Genomic DNA, 20,666 nt, shown 5'->3' with positions numbered 1-20,666 from the left:
GGCCGCACCGGGAGCGTACGGCGCCGGGCCGCGGTAAGATGTCGCGAATGAGCGTCCTCGAGGTCCCGGGCGACCTGTCCCGCACGCCGCTCGCGGCGATCCTGCTCGAGGCGCTGAACGAGCGCGCCACCGGCCTGCTCGAGGTGGCGCACGAGGGCGGCACCTCGCGGCTGTGGCTGCGCGACGGGCGGCCGGTCGGGGCGCAGGTGGTGAGCGGGTTCCGTCCGCTCGGGCTGCTGCTCCTGCAGGCGGGGCTCATCGACATCGACGCGCTCTCGCGCAGCCTGGGCCTCATGGCGTCCACCCGCCGCCCGCAGGGCGAGCTCCTGGTGGAGATGGGCGCGGTGTCGCGCGCCGACGTGGACCGGATGCTCGCCGAGCAGCAGGCCGGCTACTTCGCGCTGATCGCGGCGCTCGAGGCGGGCGCGTTCCGCTTCGACGCCGCCGCGCCGGTCCCGGAGTGGACGCGCGGCAGCCGGCTGTCCCCGCTGCGCACCATCGTGGACGCGCTGGAGCGGCCGCAGGCCGGCGCGCTGGTGGTGTCGGCGCTGCAGCCGCTGGCGCACCAGGCGGTGCGGCTCGCGTCCGGGTACGCGGAGGTGGCCGGCGCCTTCCGCTGGACCGCGGCGGAGCAGGCGCTGCTGCGCCGGCTCTCCCCGTCCGCCACGCTGGAGGGCTTCTTCGCCGGCACCGAGGTGGAGCCCGAGCGCGCGCGCGCCGTGCTCGCCGCGCTGCTGCTGCTCGGGCTGGCGGTGCCGGCCACCGGGCGGCAGCCGAGCGGCGAGACCGCGGCGGACCTGGTGCTCGACATCGAGCCGGAGCCCGGGCCGATCGCGCCCCCGCGCTCCGAGGCGCCCGCGCCGGTCGCCGCGCCGCCCCCGCCGCCCGCCGCCCCGGCGCGCCGCAGCGATCCGGCCGAGGCGCGGGAGCGGCGGCAGCGCCTGCTGCAGCAGGCCATGCGCAACATGGGCATCGGCCCGTTCGCCGGGCGGCCCCCCGCCGCGGCGGCGCGGCCCGCCGCGGCCGCGATCCCCGCGGGTCCTGCCGCCCCGCCGCCGCCGGCCGCCGAGCCGCCGGGCTCGCCCGAGGCCGCGCTCCGGGCCGCGCTGCTCGCCGCCGCGCCGCGCGCGCGGGAGCGCGACCTGTTCGCCCGCCTCGGCCTCGCGCCGACCGCCGGCCGCGACGACGTGAAGCGCGCCTTCCTCCAGCTCGCGCGCCAGTTCCACCCCGACCGCTTCGCCGCGCCGGCGCTCGCCGACCTCTCCGAGCAGGTGCGCGACTTCTTCACCGCGGTGAACGAGGCGTACGAGACGCTCTCCGACGACCGCAAGCGGGCCGCGTACCTCGCGGTGCGGGGCGCGCACGGCGTGACGCCGGCGCAGGCCGGGTCGGCGCGGGTGGACTTCCAGAAGGGCGAGGCCTGCCTGCGCACGCGCGACCTGGCGCGCGCGCGCGGCTTCTACGAGTCGGCGGTGCGCGCCGACCCGCGCCCGGAGTACCTCGCCGCCCTCGCGCACACCTACGTGGCCGACGCGCAGCGCCGCGATCTCGACCGGGCCCGCGCGCTCGTCGAGCAGGCGCTGGCCGAGCCCGGCGGCGCCGCGAGCGATCGCGTGTGCCAGGTCGCCGGCGTGCTGGCGCGCGAGGAAGGCGACGTGGGCCAGGCCGAGCGCATGTTCCGCGCGGCGGTCGCGGCGAACCCGCGCAACGCCGACGCGCTGCGCGAGCTCCGCAACCTCGAGGCGCGGCGGGCCGAGCGGCGCGGGCGCTGATCGTCCCGCGCCCGGATCGCCGCCGGGCGCGCGCTGTCCCCGGGTTCCGCGCCTTGACTCCGCCGGGCCGTTGCTGCGAGATCCGGGCGTCATCGCGGCGCGTGTAGACGTACGGAAACGTACGGAAAGGCGGCAGCTTGGCGAAGCAGCACCTGCTCCTCGTCGATGGCGACCCCAAGTCGCTGCGGGTGATGGAGGTCTCGCTCAAGAAGGCGGGCTTCACCGTCACGACCGCGGTGAACGGGCGCGACGCGCTGGAGCGGTGCGCGGTCTCGCCGCCCGACCTGATCCTCTCCGACACCAAGATGCCGGAGATGGACGGCTTCGAGCTGTGCCGGCGGCTGAAGGAGGACGAGCGCCACCGCGGGACGCCGTTCATCTTCCTCACCGGCCAGAAGTCGGTCGAGTACAAGGTGAAGGGCCTCGAGCTGGGCGTCGAGGACTACCTGACGAAGCCCATCTACATCAAGGAGATCGTCACCCGCGTGAAGATCCTTCTCCAGAAGAAGGAGAAGGAGCGGCTCGAGAAGAAGGACCTGAAGGCGAGCTTCGCCGGCAACCTCTCCGACATGGGCGTGGTGGACCTCGTCCAGACGCTGGAGATGGGCAAGAAGTCCGGCGCGCTGCACGTGAAGAGCCGCCGGGGGCTCGAGGCCGTCTGCTACTTCAAGGACGGCCGCATCCTCGACTGCGAGCTGGGCGGCAAGGTCGCCGGCGAGAACGCGTTCTACCGGCTGCTGAACTGGCAGGAGGGCGAGTTCGCGATCGAGTTCAAGCCCATCGAGCGCGAGGAGCGGATCCCGGTCTCGACCCAGGGGCTGCTCATGGAGGGCATGCGCCGCATCGACGAGTGGGGCCGCATCGTCGAGCAGCTGCCCTCGCTCGACCGCGTGTTCGAGATCGACCCCGCCGCGCTGGCCGAGCGGCTGGCGGAGATCCCCGACGACGTGAACGCGCTCCTGCGCCTGTTCGACGGGCGGCGCCCGCTCGAGCAGGTGATCGAGGAGGCGGACTACGACGACCTGGCCGCCGCCGGGGTGATCTCGAAGCTCTTCTTCGAGGGCATCGTGAAAGAGGTGGCGGTCCCGCCCGCGCCCGAGCCGCCGGCCCCCGCGCCGCCGCCGCCCGCGGTCGAGGCCGCGCCGGAGCCGGTCGAGCAGGCGCCGCGCCTGGGCCGCCCCGCGCGCCCCGCGCCGGCGGAGGCCACGCCGGAGCCGCAGGGCGTGGACTGGTTCGCCGGGCCGGTCGGGCGCGCTGCCCCGGGGGTGCCCGCGCCGGACGCGCCGGCGCCGGCCGCCCCCGAGCGCAGCGCCCAGCCGCCGCGCCCCGCGCCCGCGCGCCACGATCCGCCCACGGCGGCGCCGCCGAGCTTCGTCCCGCAGGGCGGCTTCTCGATGCCGCTCCCGCCGCCCGGGTCGCTGCCGCCGCCGCCGTCGCTCGCGGCGCCCGCGCGCCGGCCGGCCCCCGGGTCGCCGCCGCCCGCCGCTCCGATCGCCGCGCCCGCGCCGGAGGTCGCGCCGCGCGCGCGGCCCGAGCCCGCCGCGGGCGCGCCGGTGCTCCCGGCTCCGCCTCCGTCCGCGGCGGCCCCCTCGCGTCGCCCGCCCCGCTCGCGCGCGCCGCTCGCCATCGGCGCCGGCGTGCTGGTCCTCGCGGCGGTCGCGGGCGCGGTCGCGCTGCGCGGCCGCGGTGCGGGCGCCGGGCCGCCCCCGGACGCCCCGGCACCCGAGGCCGCCGCGCCGGCCGCCGTCTCGCCCGTGCAGCCGGTCGCGGCCGCCGCCGTGCCGGTCGAGGCGCCGGCGGCACCGCAGACCGCCCAGCCCGAGGCTGCCGCCGCGATCGCCGCCGCCGAGGCGCCCGCGCCTTCGCCCGCACCGCCGCCGGCCGCCGCGTCCGCCGCGCCGGCGTCCGCGCCGGGCGCGGCCGCGCGCCCCGATCCCGCGGACGCGCGCCGCCTGCTCGCCGCCGCCGCGCGGAAGTACGAGGAGGGCCGGTTCGCCGAGGCCGCCGCCGACTACCGGCGCGCCGTGGGCCTGCGGCCGACCGCGCCCGGCTACGTCGGCCTCGCCCGCGCGCTGCACGACGCGCAGCGCTCCGGGGAGGCGGTGCGCGCGCTCGACCGCGCCATCGAGCTCGATCCCGCCTACGCGCCCGCCTGGCTGCTGCGGGGCGAGATCCACCAGGGCGCCGGGCGCGCGTCCCAGGCCCGCGCCGCGTACTCGCGGTTCCTGGAGCTGTCGCCGACCGGCCCCGAGGCGCGCGCGGTCCGCGACATCCTCGGCCGGCAGCTCCGCTAGCTCCCGCGAACGCGGGCCCCGGCGACCGTTGCGCTCGCGCGCAGGGCCGGACCGCGTTACCTTCCGCCGCCGACATGCCGACCCGCGTCCTCGCCATCGAGGCAGTCGGATCCGGGGGGACGCAGACGGCGCGCCCCCCCGGGCCCCCCGCTCGCTCCGGGGCAGGCTCATCCGCCTGCCCCTGCGCTCGCAACGGTCTCGTCGCGATGGAGATCCGATGACTCGAGTGCTCGCCATCGAGACCTCCTGCGACGAGACCGCCGCCGCGGTCGTCGAGGACGGCCGGCGCGCGCTGTCGGACGTGGTGTCCACGCAGATCGACATCCACCGGCGCTGGGGCGGCGTCGTGCCCGAGCTGGCGAGCCGCAACCACGTGGTGCAGGTGATGCCCGTGGTGGACGAGGCGCTGACGCGCTCCGGGGTCGGGCCGGAGGGCCTCGACGCGGTGGCGGTGACGAGCGGGCCCGGGCTGGTCGGAGCGCTGCTGGTGGGCGTGCAGGCCGCGAAGGCGCTGGCGCTCGCCTGGGGCAAGCCGCTCGTGGGCGTGAACCACCTCGAGGGCCACCTGGTCGCGGCGTTCCTGGCGGAGGTGCCGCCCGCGTTCCCGTACCTCGGGCTGGTGGTGTCGGGCGGGCACACCTCGCTCTACGCCGCGCACGGCTTCGGCGACTACCGCCTGCTCGGCCAGACGCGCGACGACGCCGCCGGCGAGGCGTTCGACAAGGGCGCGAAGCTGCTCGGCCTGCCGTACCCGGGCGGCGTCGCCATCGACCGCCTGGCGAAGGAGGGCGACCCGGCCGCGATCCGCTTCCCGAAGGCGATCGTGAAGGGCGCCGACCTCGACTTCAGCTTCTCCGGGCTCAAGACCGCGCTCCTGCACCACGTGAAGAAGCACGGCGTGCCGGAGGGGCCCGCGCTCGCCGACCTGTGCGCGAGCTACCAGGAGGCCATCGTGCGCGCGCTGGTGGAGAAGGCGTTCCGCGCCGCGCGCCGCCTCCAGTTCGAGCGGCTGGTGCTCGCGGGCGGCGTGGCCGCGAACAGCCGGCTGCGCGCCGCCGCCACCGCGCGCGCGGCCGAGTACGAGGGCATGTCCGTGTTCATCCCGCCGGTCAGGCTCTGCACCGACAACGCGGCCATGATCGCCGTCGCCGGGACGCACGCGCTGCTCCGGGGCGAGCGGGCCGGGCCGGACCTGAACGCCGATCCCGCCTGGCGCCTCTGATCGCGAGGCGGCCGGGCGGACGGGCGCCCGCCCGGTCCCTGCGGCCGCGGCCCGCCGTACCTATTGATCGCCCGGAGGGATCGGAGCGGTCATGTCCCTGCGTTGGCTCAACGTGCTGTTCGGCGGCTGGATGCTCGCGACCGGCCTGGTCGCGGGCCCGCGGGCGCCGGAGTTCGGCGATCACATCTTCCTCGGCCTCGCCATCTTCCTGGTGGCGTTCCTGGCCATGGCGCTGCCGCGCCTCCAGGCCGTCAACGTCGTGCTGGGCGCCTGGGCCGTGCTGTCGCCCTTCGTGCTCGGCTACCTCGATGCCGGACTGGCGGTGAACGACATCGTGGTCGGCATCCTGGTCTGCTGGGTGGCGCTCACGCCGCCGCGCCCGCACCGGCCGCGCGGACGGGCCGCCCCCGCCACCTGACGCCGGCGCGCCGGGCGGGACGGCGCGGCGGCGCCGGGGCATACTGCGCCCCGCGATGACCGACCGCTATCCGAGCCCGCGCGCGCTGCTCGACAGGTACGACCTCCGCGCGAAGAAGAGCTGGGGCCAGAACTTCCTCGGCGAGGAGGCCGTCCTCGACGACATCGCCCGCCTCGCGGCGCCGCGGGCCGGCGACCCGGTGCTGGAGCTCGGGGCCGGCCTCGGCCACCTCACCGCGCGCCTGCTGGCGCGGGGCGCGCGCGTCGTCGCGGTGGAGCGCGACCGCGACATGGCCCGGGTGCTGCGCGGCGAGCTGGGCGACCGGATCACCCTGCTCGAGGCGGACGCGGCGCGGCTCGACCACGCCGCGCTGGCGGCCCGCTTCGGCGCGCCGGCGGCCGCGGGGGAGGGCGCGCGGCTCGCGGTGGTGGGGAACCTCCCGTACCACCTGACCAGCCCGATCCTGTTCTCGATCCTCGACCAGGTGGCGCACGTGTCGCGCGCGGTGTTCCTCCTGCAGCGCGAGGTGGCCGAGCGGCTCGCGGCCCCGCCCGCGAGCCGGGACTGGGGCCTGCTCTCGGTGCTGCTCCAGCGCGAGGCGGAGGTGTCGGTGGAGCGGATCGTGCCGCCCGGCGCGTTCTGGCCGCCCCCGAAGGTCGAGAGCGCGGTGCTCTGCGCGCTGTTCCGGCCGCCCGCGGACGCGGTGGGGGACCCGGCGCGCTTCCGCCGGCTGGTGAAGGCCGGCTTCGGCCTGCGGCGCAAGACGCTGCGCAACGCGCTCGGCTCGGCGAAGCTCGCGGAGCCCGCGCGCCTCGAGGCGGCGTTCGCGGCGGCCGGCGTGGATCCGGGCCGCCGGGGCGAGACGCTCACGCTGGCCGAGTGGGCCGCGCTCGACCGCGCGCTCGGCTGAGCCTGGAAGAAGTCACGGGCGCCCGTCCAAATCTCCCCGCCCGCCCCGACCGACCCCATCCGTCGAACGGGCGCCCGTGAGCCGTCCCCGGTGGCCTAGAGGCCTCCGGTGCGGGCGGTGGCGAGCATCAGGCTCATGTTGCGAGCGCCGTTCTCGCCGAGGTACCGCCGGAACGCGACCGGGTCGAGCTTCATCGACCGGATGGTCGCCGCCACGATCGCGTCGTAGCTGGGGGCGTTCGGCTTCTTGAGCTCGAGCGCGATCTTGAGGATGGCGCGGTGGTAGGCGGGGTCGATCCCGTCCTCCTGCGCCTTCCCGGCCTTCGCCACGGCCTGCTGCCCGACCGCCACCCTGCTCCGCATCTCCGCCTCCGAGCCCCGGTTCCCGCTCCGCCCTGCGAACCAGCATGACGATACGTGGCTGCACATGCGGGGTCAAGGGGCAGCCCTGATCCCAGGATCAGGGATCCCGCGATCCAGATGTCAGATCGCCGCGGGGTCACGGACGCGCCGGCCCGCCGGACGGCCCCGCCGCGGGCGCGCCTTGCGGGCGACCTCGGTGCGTGGCAATCTCGCGCGTTCCTGCGAGCTTCCGGATGGAACGCCCCCGATACATCGCCGTCGAAGGCCCCATCGGCGTGGGCAAGACGACCCTCGCCCAGGTGCTGGCCGAGCGGCTGGGCGCCCGCCTGGTGCTCGAGGAGGCGGAGGCGAACCCGTTCCTCCCGGCGTTCTACGCAGACCGGAAGAAGCACGCGTTCCAGGCGCAGGTCTTCTTCCTGCTCTCGCGCTTCCAGCAGCAGCAGGCGCTGTTCCAGCAGGACCTGTTCTCCAGCTCCACCGTGGCCGACTACCTGTTCGCGAAGGACCGGATCTTCGCGACCTTGACGCTGGAGCCGGCCGAGCTGGCGCTCTACCGCCAGATCCACGAGCTGCTGGGGCCGCGGGTGGTCCGGCCCGACCTGGTGATCTACCTGCAGGCCCGCACCGACGTGCTCCTGTCGCGCGTCAAGAAGCGCGGCCGCGACTTCGAGCGGGGCCTCGATCCCGCCTACGTCGAGGCGCTCGCGAAGGCCTACAACGACTTCTTCTTCCACTACGAGGACACGCCGCTGCTGGTGGTGAACACCAGCGACATCGACGTGGAGTCCGAGCCCGAGGACCTCGAGGCGCTGCTCGCCGTCATCCGGAAGCATCGCAAGGGCACGCAGCACTACGTACCGCTGGGCACCAGGACGTATTAGAGTCGTCTCCTCGCCTCACCAATGGGCAGGACCCCGGCCACGGGGCCTACACCGGAGGTCGTCGAAGATGTCGTCCCATCCCCCGCCACGGAAGCACGTCAACATCCACGAGCTGCGCCGGATGAAGGAAGCCGGCGAGCGCATCGCCATGGTCACCGCCTACGACGCGACCGCCGCGCGGCTGGTCGCCGCCGCCGGGGTGGACGCGGTGCTGGTGGGCGACTCGCTGGGCATGGCGGTGCAGGGCCACGAGTCCACGCTGCCGGTCACGCTCGACCAGATGGTCTACCACTCGGCGATGGTCCGCCGCGGGCTCGCCCGCGGCGACGGCCGGGCCCACCTCGTCGCCGACATGAGCTTCGGCAGCTACCAGGCCAGCGCCGACGAGGCGGTGAAGGCCGCCATGCGGCTGGTGGCGGAGGGCGGCGCCGAGGCCGTGAAGCTCGAGGGCGGCGCCGAGTTCGGCGACGTGATCCGCCGCATCGTGCGCGCCGGCGTGCCGGTGATGGGCCACATCGGCCTGACGCCGCAGTCGGTCCACAAGATGGGCGGCTACGTGGTGCAGGGGAAGGACTCGGAGAAGGCGCAGCAGATCCTGCGCGACGCCCGGGCGCTCGAGGCGGCCGGCTGCTACGCGCTGGTGCTGGAGTGCATCCCCTCCGAGCTGGCCCGCATCGTCACCTCGCAGCTGCGCATCCCGACCATCGGCATCGGCGCCGGCCCGCACTGCGACGGCCAGGTGCTGGTGCTGAACGACCTGCTCGGCCTCGACGCCTCCTTCACGCCGAAGTTCGTGAAGCGCTTCGGCGAGCTGGGCGCCGCCGTCGAGGGCGCGGTGGGCGCATACGTCGGCGAGGTGAAGGCCCGCGCGTTCCCCGACGACGCGCACAGCTTCCACTCCGCCTCGGTCCGCCTCGTCCCGGTGGAGCGCCACGCCGAGGAGGCGGAGGAAGAGCCGCCGGACGCCATCGGCGCCCCCATCTAGCGCCGGGGATCGAGCACACCCAAGGTGAAGACACCCGAGCTGATCACCGACCCGGCCGCCTGGCAGGCCCGCTGCACCGCCGCGCGCGAGGCCGGCACCCGCATCGCCCTGGTCACGACCATGGGCTACCTGCACGAGGGCCACCTCTCGCTCATGCGCGAGGCGCGGCGCCGCGCCGACGCGGGCGGCCGCCGCGGCCTGGCGGTGGGCACCATCTTCGTGAACCCGACGCAGTTCGGCCCGACCGAGGACCTGGCCCGCTACCCGCGAGACCTGGAGGGCGACCTCGCGAAGTGCGCCGCCGCCGGCCTCGACGCGGTGCTCGCGCCGAGCGACCCGGCCCTGATGTTCGCGCCGGGGCACGAGACCTGGGTGACGGTGGAGCGCGCCTCGCAGGGCCTGGACGGCGCCTCGCGCCCGGGCCACTTCCGCGGCGTCGCCACCGTGGTGGCGAAGCTGTTCAACCTGACCCGCCCGCACGTGGCGCTGTTCGGGGAGAAGGACTGGCAGCAGCTCGCGGTGATCCGCGCCATGGTGCGCGACCTCGCCTTCGGCATCGAGATCGTCGGCATGCCCATCGTCCGCGAGCCGGACGGCCTGGCGCTCTCCTCGCGGAACGCCTACCTCTCGCCGGACGAGCGTCGCCGCGCGCTCGCGCTCTCCGGGGCCCTGGCCGAGGCCCGCGAGGCCACCGCGCGGGGCGAGCGGGACGCGGCCGCGCTGCGGGCGGGCGCGCGCGCCCGCCTCGAGGCTGCCGGCGGCCGGGTGGACTACGTCGAGCTCGTGCACCCCGAGACGCTCGCGCCGGTGGCGCGCGCCGAGCCCGGCACCGTGCTGCTGCTCGCCGCGTCCTTCGGGACCACCCGCCTCATCGACAACGGCAGGCTGCCGTGAAGGGCAAGGCCGGCGGCAAGGCGGCGGACGCCGCGGAGAAGGTCGCGGCGTCCAACCGGCGCGCGCGCTTCGACTACGACATCGAGGACACCTGGGAGGCCGGGCTGGTGCTGACCGGCAGCGAGGTGAAGTCGCTGCGCGAGGGGAACGTCAACCTGTCCGACGCGTACGCGATGCCGCGCGGCGAGGAGCTGTGGCTCCTCAACTGCCGGATCGGCGAGTACAAGCAGGCGGCGCACTTCGGCCACGCGCCGCTGCGCGACCGGAAGCTCCTCATGAACCGCGCCGAGATCGACCGCGTCCGCGGCAAGGTCGAGCAGCGCGGGTACACGCTCGTGCCGCTGCGGATCTACTTCAAGCAGGGCTGGGCGAAGGTGGAGCTGGGCCTGGCGCGCGGGCGCTCGCACGAGGACCGGCGCGGGGCCATCGCCGAGCGCGAGTCGAAGCGCGAGATGGATCGGGCGCTCGCCCGGGGCCGGCGCCGGTAGCGTCGGCGCCGGACGCCCCCGGCCCTGCTCCTTCCTCGGCGGGCCCCCGATCGCGCGGCCGCCGTTCTCGTTGGGGCGGTGGCTCCCGCCGCACGGCGCCGCCCTGCTAGCCTCGTCTCGGTGTTCGACCGGCTCACGCTCGCCGAGGACCTGCTCGACTGCCGGGGCCGGGTGGTCGCCCGCCGCGGTCTGGTGGTGTCGCCCGAGTCCATCGAGGAGGCGGCCCAGCGCGCGCGCCCGGCGCCCCGCCGCGCGCTCGCCGACACGCCGCTCGCCGGCGAGCTCGAGGCGGTGCTGGACGACCCCGCCTACCGGGCGCTGTTCGAGCGCGCCGGCGCCCGCGACGCGGTGGCGCGGGCGGTGGGCGCGGCCGGCCTGACCGAGGCGCTCGTCGAGGAGCTGCTGGCGCTGCGCGACGAGCGGCCGGCGCTCCACCTCCACGCGTTCACCACCGCGGCGGTGGCGGTGCGCATGCTGCTCAGCGCGGTGGGCGGGGCGCGGGCGCTGCCGGACCTGGCGGCGGCGGCGCTGCTGCACGACCTCGGCATGCGCCACGTGCCGGCGACGCTGGTGGAGCGCGCCGACCGGCTGGAGATCCGCGAGGCGCACCGGATCGCGGCCCACCCGCTGCTCGGCGCCTACCAGCTCGCCTGCGAGCTGGGCCCGCACCCGGCGGTGGCCGCCGCCCGCTGCCACCACTGGCGCTGCGGGCAGGGCTACCCGGGCATGGGCGCCGCGCCGTCGCGCGCCGTGGAGGTCGTGTCGGTGGCGAGCGCGTTCGCGGCGCTGACGCGGCCGCGCGCCTACCGCTCGGCGGCCTACGACGCGCGCGGCGCCGCCGACGTGATCGTGGCGGAGGTGCTGGCCGGGCACGCCGACGCGAACACCGCCAAGCTGCTGGTGCACGCGCTGCGCGGCGGCCGCGGCGACCCGCGCGCGATCCGCTTCGGCGGCGCGCGCGAGGGCCACGCGCCCGAGGTGAACCGCCACGCGCCTGTTTCGGCCCCTGGCCGCAGCCCGGTGTAGGCGCTCACCCCGAGCGTAGGGCCGCAAAGCGGCCCGGAGTCGAGGGGCCGGGCGCAGCCCCGTGTAGGCCGCTCATCCCGAGCGCAGGGCCGCGCAGCAGGAACCCGCTCATCCCGAGCGTAGGGCCGCGCAGCAGGAACCCGCTCATCCCGAGCGTAGGGCCGCGCAGGAGCTCGCTCATCCCGAGCGTAGGGCCGCGAAGCGGCCCGGAGTCGAGGGACCCGGAGTCGAGGGACCGGAGTCGAGGGACCCGCTAGCTCAGCCCGCACGCCTGGCGCAGCGTGGGCCAGGCGTAGAGGCCGGTGTTGTGGCCGTCCGACCACTGGATCTGGATCGCGTACGCGCCCACCGGGTTGATCTCCAGCGGGTGGATGTCGGCCGGGATGGTGGAGGAGTCGAGGAGCTTCTTGCCGGTGCCCTCCTCCACGCAGGAGGCGCACGGGCAGAAGTCGCGCAGCGCCCACGAGGTGATGGTCGTCTCGCGCCCGCCCGGCCACACGATGCGGATCGCGTGGTCGGGCTGGACGTCGATCGACTCCGGCGGCTCGGCGGTCTGCTTCTGGAAGGTGATCCGGTCGAGGAGTCCCATGGCGGTCCCTTGGATGGCGCCCGGCGGGCGCGCTGTCAAGCCGTGCGCGCCAGCGCGGCGACGAGGTCGGTCCGGTCCTGGTACGGCCCGAGGCAGGGGCGCGCGTCGGTCGCGTACAGCTCCGAGCGGTCCAGCTCCGGCGCGAGGCGCAGCAGCGCCGACGAGCGGGTGCCGTAGTCCGGGTCCATGTGGATGCAGGTGGCGAGCGCGGTGCCGGTCCCCGGCACGGCCGCGTGCCGGGTGAGCACCTCGCGCAGGCGGGGGACCGAGGGCTCGAGCGGCCAGTGGGCGCGCACCAGGTCGGCGCGCGGCCCCCGCCCGTGCGGCGAGGTCTCGGTGACGACGTGCAGGCCGGGGCCGAGCGGCTCGAGCCCGGAGGTCTCGCCGTCGTACCACCACAGGAACGCGGCGCGCGCGTCGGCCACCACCAGGTGGAACGGGTTCCACTGCGCCGCGTCGGCGCGCTCGAGGGCCGCGCGCGCGGCCTCCGCGTCGGGGGCGGCGAGCGCGAGCGGCACGAGGTCGCCGCGCGAGCGGCGCTCCGGGTCGGGGTACCACTGCACCGGCGCGTGGAAGTTCGTCACCCCGGCGAAGACCCCGCGCGCCGAGAGGCCGATCCAGGTGCCGCCGGCGAGGAGGTCGCGGGGCGCCGCCCAGCGGATCCCGGTGGCGCCGTCGCGCAGGCCCCAGCCCTCCGACGGGCGCCCGATCCGCTCGTCGCGGTTGGCGGCCACGATCACCGGCCAGCGGCGATCGGCCTGGAGGGCGACGGCGAGGGTGCACATGCCCGGAACGCTTAACACGGGCGCGGCGGTCTCGCTCGCCCCGTGCAAAGGGAAGGGGCCCGACCGTCGCCGGCCGGGCCCCCCGGAGACGTCTCGCGCTGGCGCGCTACTTCACCTTGCGGGCGGCGCGGACGCGCTCGAGCAGCAGCTCGCGCTGGAGCGCCAGCGGCGCGGGCAGCGTCTTGCCGAGCTTCTCGAACCACTCGGCCTGCGACTCCAGCTCCTGCTCCCACTCGCCCAGGTCGATCCGGGTCGCGGCGGCGATCGCGTCCTTGGAGACGTCGAGGCCGTGCAGGTCGAGGCCGGCGTCACCGGGCGTGTAGCCGAGCAGCGTCTCCTTGGCGGGCGCGCGGCCGGCGGCGCGATCCAGCATCCACTTCAGCACGCGCATGTTGTCGCCGTAGCCCGGCCACAGGAACTTGCCCTCGGCGCTCTTCCGGAACCAGTTCACCAGGAAGATCTTGGGCGGGTTCGGGATGCGCGACTGCATGTCGAGCCAGTGCTGCAGGTAGCTCCCGCAGTCGTAGCCGATGAACGGCAGCATCGCCATGGGGTCGCGGCGGACCACGCCCACCTGGCCGGTGGCGGCGGCGGTGGTCTCCGAGCCCATGGTCGAGCCCAGGTACACGCCGTGCGTCCAGTTGAACGCCTCGAGCACCAGCGGGACCGTGGTGGAGCGGCGGCCGCCGAAGATGATGGCGGAGATCGGCACGCCCTTCGGGTCGTCCACCAGCGGCGAGATGGCCGGGTTGTTCTTCGCCGGCGCGGTGAAGCGGCTGTTCGGGTGCGCCGCCTTCTCGGTGGAGCCCTTCTTCCAGGGCTGGCCCTTCCAGTCGATCAGCTCGGCCGGCGCCTCGTGGTCCATCCCCTCCCACCAGATGTCGCCGTCCGGCGTGCGGGCGACGTTGGTGAAGATGGTGTCCTTGCGGACCGAGTCCATCGCGTTCGGGTTGGTCTTGCGGTTCGTGCCCGGGGCCACGCCGAAGTAGCCGTTCTCCGGGTTCACCGCCCAGAGGCGGCCGTCCTCGCCCACGCGCATCCAGGAGATGTCGTCGCCGACCGTCCGGATCTTCCAGCCCGGGAACGCGGCGGGCGGGATCATCATGGCGAAGTTGGTCTTGCCGCAGGCCGACGGGAACGCGGCGGCGACGTACTGCTTCTCGCCGGTCGGGCTCTCCGCCTCCAGGATCAGCATGTGCTCGGCGAGCCAGCCCTCGTTCTTCGCGAGGTAGCTGGCGATGCGGAGCGCCAAGCACTTCTTGCCGAGCAGCGCGTTGCCGCCGTAGCCGGAGCCGACCGACCAGATGGTGTTGTCCTGCGGGAAGTGGCAGATGAAGCGGCGCTCGGGGTTGCAGTCGGCGACCGAGTGCAGGCCGCGGTTGAACTCGTTCGAGTCGCCGAGGCGGTCGAGCGCCACCTTCCCCATGCGCGCCATGATCCCCATGTTCAGGGCCACGTACACGGAGTCGGTGATCTCGATGCCGACCTTCGCGAACGGCGAGGTGCTCGGGCCCATCACGTAGGGCACCACGTACATGGTGCGGCCCTTCATCGACCCGTCGAAGATGGCGCCGAGCTTCCGGTACGCCTCCTTCGGCTCCATCCAGTTGTTGGTGGGGCCGGCCTGCTCCTTCGTCGGCGTGCAGATGAAGGTGAGGTGCTCGACGCGGGCGACGTCGCTCGGGTTCGAGTGGTGGTAGTGGCAGCCGGGCCACTTCTGCTGGTCGAGCGGGATGAGGACCTTCGCGGCGACCGCGTCGTCGGTGAGCCGCTTCTTCTCGGCCTCGGAGCCGTCGCACCAGTGGACGCGATCGGGCTTGCAGAGCTTCGCCATCTCGTCGACCCAGCCGAGGAGGTGGGGGTTCGACGTCGGGCGAGCGGCAGGAGAGGTGGACATCAGGAATTCCTTTTTACGATTGAGCGGAAAAAGGGCCTGGGAACGCGCAGCTGCAGCGCGGAAAACGGGGACGCCAAGCTAGCGCACGAGAGGTCGCAGAGTCGAGCCCCGAATTCGCGTTCCGACCTGCAAGCTGGCGCCGGCGCGCACCGCGCGCAAACGTGCGCCCGCCGCGCCCCGCGAACGGGCGACACGACCCCGCCGCGAGCCCGCGCCGCGCGCGCGGAGGCGCTACGTTCCCCGCATGTCGCTCGCGGCACACGGGCCGGAGATCACGACCGGAGGCGTCCGGTTCCACGCCTGGGCGCCGCGCGTCGATCGCCTCGCGGTGCGGGTCGAGGGCGCGGATCACCCGCTCTCGCCCGCGCCGGGCGGATGGTGGACCGGCGAGGTCCCCGGCGCGGCCCACGGCACGCGCTACCAGCTCGTGCTGCCGGGCGGGCGAGCGCTCCCCGATCCCGCCTCGCGCGCGCAGCCCGACGGCGTTCACGGCGCGTCCGAGGTGTTCGACCCGGCACGGCACCGGTGGCGGAGCGCGTTCGCCGGGCTGCCGCTCGAGGCGCTGGTCTTCTACGAGCTCCACGTCGGCACCTTCACCGGGGCGGGCACGCTCGACGCCGCGGCCGAGGCGCTGCCCGGCCTGGCGGACCTGGGCGTCACGTGCGTCGAGCTCATGCCGGTGCAGCCGTTCGCCGGCGCGCGCAACTGGGGCTACGACGGCGTGCAGAGCTGGGCGGTGCACGCCGCGTACGGCGGGCCCGCCGCGCTGCAGCGCTTCGTGGACGGCGCGCACGCGCTCGGCCTCGCGGTGTGCCTCGACGTCGTCTACAACCACCTCGGCCCGGAGGGGAACTACCTCCCGCAGCTCGCGCCGTACCTCACCGACCGTCACCACACGCCCTGGGGCGACGGCCTCGACCTCGACGGGCCCGACGCCGGGCCGGTGCGCGCCTACTTCCTCGGCGCCGCGCTGCAGTGGGTGCGCGACTTCCGGGTGGACGCGCTCCGCCTCGACGCCACGCACGCCATCCGCGACGACGGGCCGCGTCACCTGGTGGCCGAGCTGTGCGAGGAGGTCTCGGCGCTGGCGCGCCGCGAGGGGCGCCGGATCCACGTGATCGCGGAGAACGACGACAACGACCGGCGGGTCCTCGACCCGCCGCCCGCCGGCTGGGGCTGCTCCGCCGTCTGGGCGGACGACCTGCACCACGCCGTCCACGCGCTCGTGACCGGCGAGCGGGAGCGCTACCTCGCGGACTTCGGCGCGCCGGAGCAGGTGGCGCGCGCCCTGTCGCAGGGCTTCGTCTTCCAGGGCGAGCCGTCGGTGTACCGGGGCCGGCCGCACGGCACCCGCGTGGCGGGGCTCGCGCCGTCGCGCTTCGTCGCCTGCGCGCAGAACCACGACCAGATCGGGAACCGCCCGCACGGCGAGCGGCTGGCCGCGCTGGTGCCCTGGCCGGCGCTCGAGCCCATCGCGGCGCTGGTGCTGCTCGGCTCGGCGCTCCCGCTCCTGTTCATGGGCGAGGAGTACGGGGAGCCGCGCCCGTTCCAGTACTTCACCAGCCACGGCGACGCGGCCCTGGCGCGCGCGGTGTCCGAGGGGCGCCGCGCCGAGCACATCGCGCGCGGGCGCGGCGAGCCGCCGGACCCGCAGGACGAGCAGACGTTCCTGGGCTCGAAGCTCTCGCACCGGCGCGACGGCCGGCACGCCGCGCTGCGCGACCACCACCGGAGGCTGCTCGACGTGCGGCGGCGCCACCGCGAGGTGATCGCGGCCCGCTGGCCGGAGGTGGCGCTCGACGGCGCGGCGTTCACGCTCCGCCGCCCCGGCCTCACGGTGCGCGCGAACCTGTCGGATCGCGCCGCGGGCGGGCTCGGCCCGTGGGGGTGGAGCGTCGAGGAGGGCTGACGGTGACGCGCGTGGCGAGGCGCCCCGGGCGCGCGCCTCAGGCGAGCGCGCGTCGATCCTGGCGGAAGTGACGGATGGCCATCGCGAGCGCGACCACGATGGTCGCGAACGGGATGGTGACGGTGAGGGCCAGCAGCGCGACCCAGCCGACCGCGCTCATGAACGCGACCACCGCCGCGGTGGCGAGCGCCCCGAGGAGCACGCGCCGGGCCTCCACCATGACGCGGGTCATCACCCGCGCGGGGGACTGGGTCCGAGACGAGTACGACAGTGCACCGTACTGTGTGGCCATCGCGTCGCTCCTTCGCCGCCTCGCCGGCGCGGCCGCGGGTCGCTCAGGGGTCCGGGCGACCACAGGCCATCAGATACGGGGTCGCAGCAGATCCTGCGATGGGCCAAAAGGACGCTGACCTAATAGTTTCAATGGGTTACGATCCGGGCCCGTTGACGCGAATCAAGGCCCACCGGAACGAGACCTGGAGGATCCGGAGGCGCTCCGGGAACGTGGACCGATGCGCTCAATATTGACTGCAGTGGCACGTCACGCGCGAACGGGCCACCCGCGGCACCGCCGTCCCTGATGGGCTGACCCCGGGGCGCGCGCACGGACGGTGCGTCTGGCTCGAGCGCGGCGCGGCCGATCACCGTGCGTGAAGCCGCACGGTGACGGCGCCCGCGGCCGGCGCGCTACTTCTTCTCGAGCTTCTGCCGGAGCAGGTCGCCGAGCGTGCCGAAGCCCTTGCCCTGCGCGCGCGGCGCCTTCGCCATGTACTCGCGCGCCTCGGCGCGCTCCGCGGCGTGCTCGGCCTCGGTCTTCGACAGGCGGATGCGGCCCTGCTCGTCGATGGCCGAGACGAGCGCCTGGATCGTGTCGCCGACCTTGAAGCTCCTGCGCAGGTCGGCGCCGCGCGGCGTGCCGGTCTCGCTGGCCGGCACCAGGCCGCGGCCGCCGGCGAAGCGCACGAACACGCCGAAGCTCTCCACCTTGTCCACGGTGGCCTGCACCACGTCGCCGACGCGCGGCGGCGGCGGCGGGGAGGGGCGGGCGGGCCGCTCGGCGCCCTCGGCGCCCGGCGCCGGCGCGGCCGGCTCGGGCCGCGGCGCGAGCGCCTTCACGGACAGCCCGATGCGCTCGCCCTTCTTCGGGTCCTCGTCGATCCGGAGCACCTGCACCTGCACGGCGTCGCCGGCCGAGAGCAGGTCCTGCGGCTTCGACACCCGGTCCCAGGCCAGCTCGGAGACGTGCACCAGGCCCTCGACGCCGCCGATGTCCACGAACGCGCCGTAGTCCTGCACGCTCGTCACGACGCCGTCGAACACCGCGCCCGGCGCGAGCCGCGCGCGCGTCTCGGCCGCCTTCTGCGCGCGCTCCTCCTCGAGCAGCGCGCGGCGCGACAGCACCGCGTCGCGCCCGTCGGCGCGGGTCACCTTGAACAGGAGCTTCTGCCCGACGAACGCGGACGCGTCGCCCACGAAGCGCACGTCGATCTGCGAGATCGGGCAGAACGCGCGGACGCCGTGGACCTCGACCTCGAGGCCGCCCTTGTTCACCGCCTTGACCACGCCCTCCACCGGCAGGCCGGTGTGGGCCGCCTCGATCACCGCCTCGCGCGCGTGATCGCGGGTGGCGCGGCCGTGGCCCTTCGAGACCACCGCGCCGCGGTCGGTGGCCTTCACCACCACCGCGTCGATGATGTCGCCGACGCGGGCCGCGAGGTTCCCGGCCTCGTCCTTCAGCTCGACGGTCTCGATCATCGCCTCGGCGACGCCGGAGCCGAGCTCGAGGAACGCGACGTCCTCGCCGATCTGGATGATCTTGCCGGCGACCTTCTCGCCGACCTGGAAGCGGCGCCGGGGCCCCGCCTCCGAGCCCGCGAGCATGTCCGCGAAGGAGCCCTCGTCCGGCGCCTCCACCTCCGGCGCCGGCGGCGGCTCGCCGGCCGGCGGGCGCGGGGGCTCGAGCGCGGCCGCCGGGCCCACCTCGCCGTGCTCCCGCCGCTCGGGACGGTCGCCGCGGGGGCGCCGCTCGCCGCGCGGACCTCCGCCGGCGGGCCTGGGGCCGCGGGGGCCGCCGCGCTGCTGCGGGCCGGCGCCGCCGGGCGCGGGGCGCGGGCTGCGCTCCTCCGCGACGCGCTGCCAGAGCGGGCGGCGGTCCTGCGCCGCCGGCGCGGGCTGCGAGGTCGCGGGCGCGAGCCGCTCCTCCTCGGGCGCCTCGATCTTCGCGCCGGGGGGCGGGGGCTTCACGTGGCCCTTGCGGATCACCACCGGGCCCGGGGACTCGGGCTTCTTCTGGTCCGACATGGCGGCGTCTCATAGCACAGGCGCCGGGTCTCGCGTAAAACGGGCGCATGGAGCGCCGCGCCGTGATCTTCCTGTCGCACGCCGACGCCGGCGCGCTCCGCCTCGCCGGGTCCGCCGCCCTGGCCGCCACGGCGCTGGGCGACCGGGTGGACGTCTACCTGTTCGGTCCGGCCGTCCCCGCGCTGGTGGCGGCGCACGACGCCGACCCGGAGGAGCCCGGCGCGGCGCTGCAGCAGGCGCGGACCGTGGGCGAGTGCCGCCTGATCGCGTGCAGCGCCAGCGTGGTCGAGCAGAAGGTCGCGCTCGCCGACGCGGAGCGGACGCTCGACGCGGTCGTGGGCTGGCCGACGATCCTCGAGTGGAGCGCCGGGGTCGTGGACCGCTTTTTCTTTTGACTGGATCGCTTCTTCTCTTGAAGGGAGCTGCGCGGGCGTCGCGTCGAGCGCCTGGCCGCCCGCTCCGACGGGGGATGCGTCCCGCAGGCCCGCGAGGGAGCGCGCGAGGCGTCCCTTGGGCGGAAGATCGCGGGCCGGTCGGCCGTTTATCATCCGCCCTCCCGCACACCCGGAGCCCCTCACATGGTCAGCCTCTCCATCGATCCGCCTCCCCACAGGCCCGGGCACACGCCCCGGCCCGGAGCGCGCCGCGCCGGCCTCGGCATCGCGCTCGGGGTGGCGCTCGCCGCCGGCATCGTGCTCGGCCGCCTGACGGCGCCCGGCGGCCGGTTCGCGATCGGCGGATCGTCTCCGGGGGACCCGGCGCCCGTCGCGCAGGCGCCCGCGCCGGCCGCGCCCGCCGGCGCTGTCCAGCAGGCGCCCCCCGCTGCCGCGCCGTCCGCGGCGCCGGCCCCCGCGCCGGACGCGGGCGCGACCGCCGCCGCCCCGGCGCCCGCGCCCGTCGCGGCGCCTGCCGTGCCCGCGGGACCGCGCCGGGTGGTGGCGACGCTCTCCGGCGCGCTCGAGGAGTCGATCCAGCGCGCGCTCCCGCCGGAGGACCGGGACGTGGGCGAGCAGCTCACGCAGGTGGTGAACCGGCTCCTCGTCTGGGACCTCCGCGTCGCGCGCGACGGCCGCAAGGGCGACCGGATCGAGATCCTCTACTCGCCGCCGGCGCCGGCCGCGCAGGGGCTGCCCGCGTCCGGCGAGCCGGTGGTCGAGGCGGTGCGGTTCGCGTCCCAGAAGCTCGGCCGCGTCTTCGCCGCGTACCGCTTCCAGCCCGAGGGGTCGCGCTGGGCGCGCTACTACCGCCCGGACGGCACCGAGCTGGAGGAGCTGCTGGTGGACGCGCCCATCCACGAGTACGACCAGGTCACCTCGCTGCTGCGCGACGGCCGCCGCCACAAGGGCGTGGACTTCCGCACGCCCACCGGCACGCCGGTGTTCGCGACCTTCGACGGCGTGATCGAGCGGCGGAACTGGAACTTCGCCGGGAACGGCAACTGCCTCGACATCCGCGACCCCGCCTCCGGGCGGCACGCGATCTTCCTGCACCTCGAGGTGCTGCCCAAGGACATGGTCCCGGGCCGGCGGGTGAAGAAGGGCGAGCAGATCGCGCTGTCCGGGAACACGGGCCACTCGACCGCGCCGCACCTGCACTACCAGCTGGAGGCGCCGGACGGCCGCGTGCTGGATCCGTTCGAGATCCACAAGATCCGCCACGCCGCGCTGGACGCGGCCCGCAAGCCCGCGTTCGACGCGCGCCGCACCGCGCTCGACGCCGCGCTCGGCGGCGCGGTCGCCGCGACGCAGGCGCCGCCGGCCGTCCCCGCCACGCCCGCCGCGCTCCCCGCGGCGCGCTGACCCGGGAGCGCGCCGGCGCCCCCGCGAGCCGGGGCGCGCCGGCGGCGCGCGCGGGGCGCGACCTGGCGCGGAACCCGGAACCCGGAACCCGGAAACGAGAAGGCCGCCCTCGCGGGCGGCCTTCGGTGTTTCAG

Annotated in this window: 19 protein-coding genes; 13 read left to right on the top strand and 6 right to left on the bottom strand. The window is 75.7% G+C overall.

What is annotated here, in order from left to right; all coding sequences use genetic code 11:
• The first annotated feature begins 47 nt into the window (after window positions 1-47).
• The 5 genes from ADEH_RS19070 to rsmA all read left to right on the top strand — a co-directional run bounded on the left by ADEH_RS19070 (window position 48) and on the right by rsmA (window position 6,616).
• Window positions 48-1,772 (top strand): DUF4388 domain-containing protein, encoded by a 1,725-nt coding sequence (locus ADEH_RS19070; RefSeq protein ID WP_041453702.1) that lies wholly within the window; start codon window positions 48-50, stop codon window positions 1,770-1,772.
• 137 nt (window positions 1,773-1,909) lie between these two features.
• On the top strand, window positions 1,910-4,066 hold the full coding sequence (locus ADEH_RS19065; protein WP_011422736.1) for a response regulator: 2,157 nt from the start codon (window positions 1,910-1,912) through the stop codon (window positions 4,064-4,066).
• Window positions 4,067-4,283: 217 nt separating this feature from the next.
• On the top strand, window positions 4,284-5,288 hold the full coding sequence (gene tsaD / locus ADEH_RS19060) for a tRNA (adenosine(37)-N6)-threonylcarbamoyltransferase complex transferase subunit TsaD (RefSeq protein ID WP_011422735.1): 1,005 nt from the start codon (window positions 4,284-4,286) through the stop codon (window positions 5,286-5,288).
• 91 nt (window positions 5,289-5,379) lie between these two features.
• Entirely contained in the window at window positions 5,380-5,706 is a 327-nt protein-coding gene (locus ADEH_RS19055; protein ID WP_011422734.1) for an SPW repeat domain-containing protein, read from the top strand.
• Window positions 5,707-5,761: 55 nt separating this feature from the next.
• Entirely contained in the window at window positions 5,762-6,616 is an 855-nt protein-coding gene (gene rsmA / locus ADEH_RS19050) for a 16S rRNA (adenine(1518)-N(6)/adenine(1519)-N(6))-dimethyltransferase RsmA (RefSeq protein ID WP_011422733.1), read from the top strand.
• A gap of 95 nt (window positions 6,617-6,711) precedes the next feature.
• Here the strand turns inward: rsmA and ADEH_RS19045 are convergent, their stop codons facing one another.
• Window positions 6,712-6,978 (bottom strand): hypothetical protein, encoded by a 267-nt coding sequence (locus ADEH_RS19045; RefSeq protein ID WP_011422732.1) that lies wholly within the window; start codon window positions 6,976-6,978, stop codon window positions 6,712-6,714.
• 233 nt (window positions 6,979-7,211) lie between these two features.
• Here ADEH_RS19045 and ADEH_RS19040 point away from each other — a divergent pair, with 233 nt between their 5' ends.
• From ADEH_RS19040 to ADEH_RS19020, 5 genes are all read left to right on the top strand, one after another.
• Entirely contained in the window at window positions 7,212-7,859 is a 648-nt protein-coding gene (locus ADEH_RS19040; RefSeq protein ID WP_011422731.1) for a deoxynucleoside kinase, read from the top strand.
• A 67-nt stretch (window positions 7,860-7,926) separates the two neighbouring features.
• Window positions 7,927-8,844, top strand: coding sequence for a 3-methyl-2-oxobutanoate hydroxymethyltransferase (panB, locus tag ADEH_RS19035; RefSeq protein WP_011422730.1), 918 nt, complete (start codon window positions 7,927-7,929; stop codon window positions 8,842-8,844).
• A gap of 24 nt (window positions 8,845-8,868) precedes the next feature.
• Window positions 8,869-9,738: a pantoate--beta-alanine ligase gene (gene panC / locus ADEH_RS19030; RefSeq protein WP_011422729.1), complete on the top strand. Its 870-nt coding sequence runs from the start codon at window positions 8,869-8,871 to the stop codon at window positions 9,736-9,738.
• On the top strand, window positions 9,735-10,226 hold the full coding sequence (gene smpB, locus ADEH_RS19025) for an SsrA-binding protein SmpB (protein WP_011422728.1): 492 nt from the start codon (window positions 9,735-9,737) through the stop codon (window positions 10,224-10,226). The genes panC and smpB overlap by 4 nt, the downstream gene beginning before the upstream one ends.
• A gap of 120 nt (window positions 10,227-10,346) precedes the next feature.
• On the top strand, window positions 10,347-11,252 hold the full coding sequence (locus tag ADEH_RS19020; protein WP_041453701.1) for an HD domain-containing phosphohydrolase: 906 nt from the start codon (window positions 10,347-10,349) through the stop codon (window positions 11,250-11,252).
• Window positions 11,253-11,505: 253 nt separating this feature from the next.
• Here the strand turns inward: ADEH_RS19020 and ADEH_RS19015 are convergent, their stop codons facing one another.
• From ADEH_RS19015 to ADEH_RS19005, 3 genes are all read right to left on the bottom strand, one after another.
• Window positions 11,506-11,841, bottom strand: coding sequence for a DUF971 domain-containing protein (locus ADEH_RS19015; protein WP_011422726.1), 336 nt, complete (start codon window positions 11,839-11,841; stop codon window positions 11,506-11,508).
• Between the two features lie 35 nt (window positions 11,842-11,876).
• Entirely contained in the window at window positions 11,877-12,626 is a 750-nt protein-coding gene (locus tag ADEH_RS19010; RefSeq protein ID WP_011422725.1) for an NRDE family protein, read from the bottom strand.
• A 106-nt stretch (window positions 12,627-12,732) separates the two neighbouring features.
• Complete coding sequence (locus tag ADEH_RS19005; RefSeq protein WP_011422724.1) at window positions 12,733-14,523, bottom strand: phosphoenolpyruvate carboxykinase (GTP); 1,791 nt, start codon at window positions 14,521-14,523, stop codon at window positions 12,733-12,735.
• Between the two features lie 244 nt (window positions 14,524-14,767).
• Here ADEH_RS19005 and treZ point away from each other — a divergent pair, with 244 nt between their 5' ends.
• A complete protein-coding gene (treZ, locus tag ADEH_RS19000) occupies window positions 14,768-16,432 on the top strand; it encodes a malto-oligosyltrehalose trehalohydrolase (RefSeq protein WP_011422723.1) in 1,665 nt (554 codons plus the stop codon).
• A gap of 37 nt (window positions 16,433-16,469) precedes the next feature.
• Here treZ and ADEH_RS18995 read toward each other — a convergent pair whose 3' ends face one another.
• Together ADEH_RS18995 and ADEH_RS18990 are read right to left on the bottom strand one after the other, a co-directional pair.
• On the bottom strand, window positions 16,470-16,724 hold the full coding sequence (locus ADEH_RS18995; RefSeq protein ID WP_011422722.1) for a hypothetical protein: 255 nt from the start codon (window positions 16,722-16,724) through the stop codon (window positions 16,470-16,472).
• Between the two features lie 395 nt (window positions 16,725-17,119).
• Window positions 17,120-18,733, bottom strand: a complete 1,614-nt coding sequence (locus tag ADEH_RS18990) for a 30S ribosomal protein S1 (RefSeq protein ID WP_041453700.1) — start codon at window positions 18,731-18,733, stop codon at window positions 17,120-17,122.
• Window positions 18,734-18,780: 47 nt separating this feature from the next.
• On the opposite strand from ADEH_RS18990, the gene ADEH_RS18985 reads away from it, so the two are divergent.
• A complete protein-coding gene (locus ADEH_RS18985; RefSeq protein WP_011422720.1) occupies window positions 18,781-19,128 on the top strand; it encodes a DsrE family protein in 348 nt (115 codons plus the stop codon).
• A 183-nt stretch (window positions 19,129-19,311) separates the two neighbouring features.
• A complete protein-coding gene (locus ADEH_RS18980; protein ID WP_011422719.1) occupies window positions 19,312-20,532 on the top strand; it encodes a M23 family metallopeptidase in 1,221 nt (406 codons plus the stop codon).
• Window positions 20,533-20,666 lie beyond the last annotated feature (134 nt).

This window comes from Anaeromyxobacter dehalogenans 2CP-C (genome assembly GCF_000013385.1).
Classification (GTDB): domain Bacteria; phylum Myxococcota; class Myxococcia; order Myxococcales; family Anaeromyxobacteraceae; genus Anaeromyxobacter; species Anaeromyxobacter dehalogenans_B.
Note: the sequence above shows the minus strand (reverse complement) of the source record. Positions and strands in the feature narration are given on the sequence as shown.